The sequence below is a fragment of the Paenibacillus ehimensis NBRC 15659 genome, from assembly GCF_004000785.1.
GTDB lineage: Bacteria > Bacillota > Bacilli > Paenibacillales > NBRC-103111 > Paenibacillus_G > Paenibacillus_G ehimensis.
In genome coordinates, this window is the sequence record NZ_BILX01000038.1 from 54,037 (window position 1) to 60,998 (window position 6,962).

Annotated in this window: 5 protein-coding genes and 1 pseudogene; 1 reads left to right on the forward strand and 5 read right to left on the reverse strand. The window is 53.5% G+C overall.

Features of this window, described 5'->3' with window-relative positions; genetic code table 11:
* Positions 1-82: 82 nt before the first annotated feature.
* The 4 genes and pseudogenes from PEH01S_RS36190 to PEH01S_RS20860 form a co-directional block, all read right to left on the reverse strand.
* Positions 83-481, reverse strand: a complete 399-nt coding sequence (locus PEH01S_RS36190) for a discoidin domain-containing protein (RefSeq protein WP_407669458.1) — start codon at positions 479-481, stop codon at positions 83-85.
* Positions 482-538: 57 nt separating this feature from the next.
* Positions 539-2,074 (reverse strand): annotated as a pseudogene (locus PEH01S_RS35520) (glycosyl hydrolase family 8); the annotation flags it as partial.
* A 275-nt stretch (positions 2,075-2,349) separates the two neighbouring features.
* Positions 2,350-3,585 (reverse strand): Ger(x)C family spore germination protein, encoded by a 1,236-nt coding sequence (locus PEH01S_RS20855; protein ID WP_164827963.1) that lies wholly within the window; start codon positions 3,583-3,585, stop codon positions 2,350-2,352.
* Entirely contained in the window at positions 3,582-4,640 is a 1,059-nt protein-coding gene (locus PEH01S_RS20860; protein ID WP_127487839.1) for a spore germination protein, read from the reverse strand. The genes PEH01S_RS20855 and PEH01S_RS20860 overlap by 4 nt, the downstream gene beginning before the upstream one ends.
* A 291-nt stretch (positions 4,641-4,931) precedes the next feature.
* On the opposite strand from PEH01S_RS20860, the gene PEH01S_RS20865 reads away from it, so the two are divergent.
* Positions 4,932-5,456 (forward strand): DUF420 domain-containing protein, encoded by a 525-nt coding sequence (locus tag PEH01S_RS20865; protein ID WP_025850561.1) that lies wholly within the window; start codon positions 4,932-4,934, stop codon positions 5,454-5,456.
* Positions 5,457-5,522: 66 nt separating this feature from the next.
* Here the strand turns inward: PEH01S_RS20865 and PEH01S_RS20870 are convergent, their stop codons facing one another.
* Positions 5,523-6,578, reverse strand: coding sequence for a CotH kinase family protein (locus tag PEH01S_RS20870; protein ID WP_246063019.1), 1,056 nt, complete (start codon positions 6,576-6,578; stop codon positions 5,523-5,525).
* Positions 6,579-6,962: the final 384 nt, after the last annotated feature.

Consider the following 6,962-nt stretch of genomic DNA (forward strand, 5'->3'; position numbering starts at 1 on the left):
ATCGGCGGATAACCCCGCATCAGCCCAACAGAACCGAAAAGCCCGACAGGACTCCCTGTCAGGCTTTTCGCTGTAGTTCTTCCTAATTGCTTGAGCCGTACACTTCGAATTCGTAGAGCGAATATCCGTAGGACGTGCCTCTTGCCGTGCCGTACATCCGGACATACCGGGCATCCTGCGCGGCAAACGTGATCTCTTCGACTCCGCCCTTCCCGTTTGTCTTCGTATACACGTCCGTCCAATTCGCGGGCGAGCCGCTATCGTTCGACACTTGAATTTTGTAGTTTTTGCCGTAGGCGGCCTCCCAGTTCAGCTTCACTTTATGGACGCTGTACGTTTTCCCAAGATCGACATAAATCCATTGCGGATCGCTTCCCTCCTTGCTCGCCCAGCGGGTGGAGGCATTGCCGTCGAACGCTTTGGACGCTTCATAGCCGCTTCCTTCCAGCGAGCTGGCCTTGGACGCTTTCCCTTTCGCAATATTGGTGTCCGTAGAAGGACCGTCGGTCGTCGTGGCGCTGGCGGTGTTGCTGTTCGCCGACGCATTGCCTGCCGCGTCATAAGCCTTGACCGTGTAGCTGTACGTCGTCGACGGATTCAAGCCCGTATCGCTGTACGAAGTGCCTGCCGCCGTGCCGACCTCCGTGCCTCCGCGGTAAATTTTGTACTCTTTGACCCCGACGTTATCGGTGGAAGCCGTCCAGTTCAAATTCACTTGGCTGCTCGATACGGCCGTTGCGGTCAAGTTCGCCGGAGCCGAAGGCGCCTGTGTATCCGGCGTGCCGCTGCCAGCCGTCGGAATCCACCAGTTGCCGGAGATGAAAAGCATCGATAATAGATTAAAGGAATCGCTATAATAGCCTTCTTTCTTGTTCTTCATCCAATCCCAGCCCGCATTGATCCAGGCCTGATGGCTGCTGTTCGTCGTGGACGCGGCGATGAACGGCGAGACGAACACGGCCGTCGCATAGCTTGCGTTTTCGTTTACGCTGCCGTCAAGCTTGTAGCCGTCTTTGATATTGTTCGGGTTGCCGCCGGTCTTTCCTTTGATCCATGTCGCCATTTTGTCGGCGATTGCTTTGCCTCTCGCATCCCCGTAGAACGCGTAGTCCATCACAATGCGCAGCGGAACGCGGCTGGCGTTGTAATTGTATTCGTCAGGGAATTCTTCCCCTTCCATGTGATCGCGCGGAGCCGGCTTCGGCGGATTGTCGATGACGAAGTCGGAGATCAGACCGGTAACCGGCGTGTATTTGCTGCTGAACTGGCCGTAGACGTTGTACAGATTGTTGATGACGTCAAGCCAGGTTTGGTCCCCCGTCACTTCGTAGAATGCCCGCAAATGGCTGAGCATCCAATCCGACGGACGCGTCTCCCAGGTGCTTTTGGAATCCCAATCTCCCTGATTCAGCCGGTTGCCGGTCGTCACGTTGCTGGCCTTGATGCCGTTCGTAATCATTTTTTTCGCTTCCGCCAAGTAGTTGATCGAACCGCCGGACCCCCATTGACGATCGGCCAAAATGAGCGCATAGGCGATATCAAGGTCTCCGTCGGTGGCCGAGGAGAAATGCCCTTGAGCTCTCTTGTCGTCCGCGACGATCCAGCCCATCAGATTCGAATTTTCGGAGCTTTTATAAGCTCTTGCCGTTTTGAACAGCCCGTCAAAAATCGTTCTCGCCTCCGGGTCATGACCGGCCATCAGCGCCGTAATCACCATGCCGTAGCCTTGTCCCTCCGAAGAGCCCAGCGCCTTGAAGCCGTCCTGGTTGCCCGCAACGTTCCCTTTGACGTAATAGCCCCCGGGCAAGGAAGTCAAGTTGTTCTTCAGATGCGCCCCCTTCCAGTAGTCGTAGTAAGCAGCGACGGACGCATTCATCGAGGCTTGCGAAACGTGATTCGGCTTGAGAATGCCGGGGTAGCTCAACTGCTGCGGAAACGGTTTCATTTCGCCGGCGGCTTGCGCCTTCGGCTGAAACGAACCGGGCGCCAGGAGCAGCGCAGCGGAAAGCAGAACCAAAGAAGCCGCCTTCACCTTATTTCGGATCGATCGAACCTGGGTTGCGTACATTCTCATTTCCTCCTTTTTTCGGGTAGGATGCGATGTTCTACGGTAAAGCATGTCCTCCTTTCCGCTTAGTATGATCGTTCACCCGTGCTCCAGCGGAGAAGCATGAGCAAAAAGAACCTGAAACAAGCTTACAGGTTCTGCGCCGGTCCACGGAATGAACAACCTTCATCTAATGGAATTTTATTTATCTATTTACAATCTATAACATTCGTTTATAAAAGTCTTTTGTTTTTTTTAGATCCGCTTATGTTTTTTTATGTTTTTCCAATTTTGGCTTCCTTTTACGGCTCGGGCGGATTTTGATGCTCAACGATTTTCGAACCGCTCGCTCCGAACTCGGCCACGATCGTTTTGGCCTGCACGCGAACCTCGGCTTGACTGAACCTTTGGTCCCACTGGGACTTGACTTTGTCCCATACTTTGGGCTCGTGAATGCGAAGTTCTTTGCCGAAGCCGAGCACATCGGCTTTGTACTGCTTCTGAATTTTTTCGAGCGTCTGACGGATGCTCCGTTCCATTTGCTTCGCTACATACTCTCCCTGACGCTTCAGGAAACGGTCGTTGAAGCTTTTCTCGCCCATCACCCAGCTTTCGCTCAGCCGGCCCCGGGATTCGATCCGGACCTCGAACGACAGGTTGTCCCCTTCTACGCGCGGCACAATGTCGCTTTTATATGATAAGATTTCATACAGGTTTTTTTGTCCGGTTTCTTCGTCGGTAAATTTCACGGTGCCTCCCCGAACTTTCCCCGTAATCAGCGTGACGCTGCTCAGCTCGTCTTCATCGAGAAAGCCGACCAGCTTTCCGCTCTGTCCCTGGACGATTCCTGCCCCGGCAAATTTAATTTCCTCCCCTCCTTTGACGATCGCCTGCAATAAAAAACTCGACTTGCTTTGCAGGTACGTCAGCAGCTTGGTCAAAGTTACCGAAGGAAGGATCCGGGTCGACTTGTATTGATTGTCAACCATTTTCAATATGCGAAATGCCGGGATTTCCTTCGCTCCTTTCTGCTCGAACGTTTCCCTCGCCAATCCGCGGGCGACGAACACCAATGCGCTCGGCCTGAATTCCGACTCGCGGTACATCAAATCCATGAAATTCCGGAACGGTGTCGTACGAAGCAGTTCGTCGCCGACCACCAGCGTCTTGAAGTGCTGGGCAAAAATCGGCCGTTCCGTCCGGAGCGAAATTTCCCGGGTCGATTCCAACAACAAATCGCCGGTTTCCGTAAAGTTCTGGTATCTCTTTTGCTCGGACGAACCGCCGCCCCCGCGGCCTTGCCCACCGCCGGAGCTGGAAGTGAAAACCTGATACGTAATCGAGATCAAATCGTCTTTTTTGCGCGCAGCCCCATTTTTGTTCAGAGCCGTCTCCACCTTCGTTTCTTGAGCTTTATCCAACGCGATTCCGGCCACAAGACTAAGGTCGTCAATCTCCCGCTGACTCCAGCAGCCTGCGAGAAGCGGTATCACCGGCAGCAGAGCCAGGATTCCAAGCGTCACATTTCGGCGTTTCAAGGCCCGACCCCTTTCTTGCCCGGGAGAACGTACAAGACCGCGGGCACCAAAATAAAGAGAACCAGCGACGAATAGCCTAACATGTCTCCCACCTTGAATACTTCATTCGTATCTGCCGGCGCGAACGAGAGGAGAAAGATGACCGCCAATAAGACGAAAATCACCGTTCGTTGATTCACCTTCCAGCTTTGGGCGATTCCCAAGGCTCCGAGATAATACGACAAACTAAAGGTCGCAAAGATCTGCATCAGCCAGATGACGAGCAGCAGCGTCTCGAAGCGCTCGAAGAAGATTCCTCTGAACTCGAAGCTCCGGAAAAGCGAGATGGTTGGCCATGTCCGGGTAATGACGCCGTCCACCGACAACGTTCCTATGACAGTGACGCAGGTGACCACATAGAAGAACGTCGGGATGAGCACCCCGATCAGCACCGCTTTGACCGCTTTCTCCGGATGCTTCATAAATGCGGGGATGACGAGCATGATCTCGACGGACGTGTAGGCCAGCACCGTCGTTTTCAGCCCGCGCAGCACCGGCATGAATCCGTGACCCAGCACCGGCCGTATATTGTCGAGCTCGAATACGCTGAGCCCCATGAAGGCAATCAGGATCAGAATGACGGTCGTGATCGGAAAGATGATTTCGCAGACCCGGGCAACCGGATTGATCCCGCCTATGATCAAATAAACCCCCACCCACATAAAAGCGAACGTAATCGCCCAGTTGGGCGTGCCTTCCAGAAGGAACAGCCTTGTTACTTCCATTACGGCGCGAGCCTCGAAAGACGCCATGACGATGAAATATAAAGCCGTAAAAAAACTGAGCGCGATCCCCAGCCATTTGCCGACGAGCAATCGATTATATTGATAGAAGGTTTGGCCCGGAAAACGCTGGGACAATTTTACAATCAGAATGCCAACCGCAACCGTCATCAAGCCGCTTAGAATGAGCGAAATCCAGACATCGGGCGTTTGCGCGGCCTCTACCGAGGTGCGGGGCAGCGTCAGAATGCTCACGCCCAGCATATAGTTCGAGATTAGCACGGCTGCTTGCATGGTTGTGATGCGGTCCTCGGGCGGCACATAAGCCACGGCAAGCCCCCCCTCCTGATCAGGATGCCTCATTTATCTCCGAAACGGCGCTACGGTTCCACATTCTTCTCCGGAGTCCATATTATGGTGGGCATTCCGTTCCAATGTTATGCAAGAAAGGCAGACCGTACCTGACAATTTCCAGCTTTCGATAAAATGTAACAAAACGCGGGCAAACCCCGTTGTTTTTGAAGAAAAGGATGTCTATCCTTAAATGGACGATAGTTGCAGAATGCCAGGAAACGGGGGAATCACATGAGCAAACCACGCAATTTTACCGCATGGATCACGGTTTTTTCCATTATTCTTATCGGGGTCATCGCCGCTTTGTTTTTTATGCCGAAATATGAAGGTACGGTCGGCTTCGACGTGACGCTGCTCCCTCTGCTGAACGCCGTCTTTAACTGCTTCACCTTTGCTTTCTTGCTGCTTTCGCTTTATTTCGTGAAGAAGAAAAACATCGCGGCGCACCGGAACTTCGTGCTTCTGGCCTTTGTGACCACGGCTTTGTTCCTGGTTTCGTACGTCATTTACCATTTTCTGACCGAGCCGACGAAATTCGGAGGAAGCCTATGGCTGAAATACGTTTACTTTTTTGTCCTGATCACCCACGTGCTGCTGGCGATCGTGAACGTCCCCATGGCTTTAATCACCGTAACCCGGGGCTTCAGTATGAAAATCGAGTCGCACCGGAAAATCGCCCGCTGGACGATGCCGATCTGGCTGTATGTAAGCTCCACCGGAGTTCTTGTGTATCTGTTGATTTCGCCTTACTATTAAGCGGACCCGCGAAGCGAAAAAAGTCCTTGCCGCCTATACGGCAGGGACTTTTGCACTGCGAGGCGGCTAAAGCTTGGAAAGCTCGCTGGAAATGATGGTTCGCCGCTCCTTCACGTAATTCAGCATCAGGTCCGGCTCCCGGTCAAATACGGCCGAAGACCAGCGCCGCGTCCGGTCTTCTCGAATGTACGGCGCAATGCCGGCGTGCATGTGGCGGATGACCGGCTCAAGCCGTTTTACGGTGAAAACACTGTTTAGTATCGATCGGACGAGCTCTTTGTATTTGGTCCGTACCTTGGCGTAGGATAATAGCTTCTTCGTCAGCAAATTGTAGCCCGTGACGGGCACGGGCGAGCTTCCGCAAAGCCGGCCGTAGCTGTCCCTCCCCCATGTCCCCTCGTAATCCCACGGAATAATCCGATATTTTTGCCGGATTTTGTGGCGGTATAAGGCATAGTTTTGATTGAACCCGTCATAATTGCCGGTCAACACCGCTCCCGCCAACCAGCGCAAGTAATTATCGATATCGAGCTGATCCGACAGGTAGCCGTAGAGCTTTGAGGAATTCAAAGTATTGACGGAGGAAATAAACTGTTTGAGCTGCTCTTTGTCGCTGCTGCCGCCGAGCATAAGACGGTACCCGTCAAAAAGAGAACGTTTACGCTTTTTGGTTTCCGGACTGATCAAGCGAAAGTTGGCGTCATCGTTTGTCGCATAGACCAGCGATTGGACCGACAGGTTGCGGCGGCGAAAAAAATAACGGTCCACGGCCTCAATCTCGAGGTAGACCCCCTGGCTTTTTCCGTTAAGGTTAAGCCGGCAGTGCCGGGTTTTCGGACTGGGAACGCCGATCATCTCAAAGAAGCGAAAGGACAAGGCATTGCGCATCATCGAAGGATCGTCGTACTCGGCGTTAAAATGCACCGTTTTGCCGTTTCTGACAATCTCGTAAGACTTTTTCTTGTAATCTCTCGTATGCCCGCCCCGGTATCGCACCTTGATCGGTTCCGGGATGCCGCCGGATACGTACCAGGCATCTGCGAATTTATCGGTCCACAGGTTTTCTTTCAAGAAACGCTGCTGACGCTCTTGAATGAGAATGTTCCGCACAAGGAGATCCACCGGTGAATTCACCTTCCCCATGAAAATAAATAAGCCTATCTTAAGAGATAGGCTCACGATGGAATACTCTATGCTGCAGGAACAATCGTTGGCACGGCAAATACACAGGACCGTAATCTGCACCTACAGTCCGTCCGGGGTGCCGGGGGTGCCACGCGTACCACGGTCACCGGGCGTACCTTGAGTGCCGCGGGTACCACGGGCAACGGGTGTCTCTTGAGTGTTGCGGGCGCCGCGCGTACCGCGGTCACCGGGCGTACCTTGCGTGCCACGAGTGCCACGAGTGCCAGACGTGCCGCGGGTGCCACGCGTACCGCGGGTGACGGTAGCTTCACCTTCCTCAACAGACCATTCGCCCAAGCTTCGATTTTCCATGCTGTTCAC